Here is a 325-nt window from a genome sequence, read left to right on the forward strand (position 1 = left end):
TAGTTACGAATAATGAAAACAATATTTGCGAAGAAGTAACCTACGAGCGTAACAAACGTGTAATACAAGGCTATACCAATACTAAAGGTGAAAAGGTAGAGGGGCTTGCCAATAACAATCTGCGATACTATAAGAGTGTATTTGTTGGTCGGGAGCCTTCTATAAAAAACAAAAAGGAAATCACCCGCCTGGCAACCGAACTCCTTTGCATTAAAGAAGATATTTACGCAGAGCAAAAGCAAGTGGGTGATTACCAATTAAACACCACTTTCGTTCGATGTTTTCAGCAGGGCAGTTTATACCTGCTGGTGATTTATGATGAGGA

1 protein-coding gene is annotated in these 325 nt (G+C 39.4%); it reads left to right on the forward strand.

From position 1 onward, the window contains the following. A partial coding sequence (locus CWC28_RS21305) for a hypothetical protein (protein ID WP_212746818.1) occupies positions 1-325 on the forward strand: 325 nt, incomplete at both ends.

The sequence above is a fragment of the Pseudoalteromonas sp. S4492 genome, from assembly GCF_005886115.1.
Lineage (GTDB): Bacteria > Pseudomonadota > Gammaproteobacteria > Enterobacterales > Alteromonadaceae > Pseudoalteromonas > Pseudoalteromonas gelatinilytica.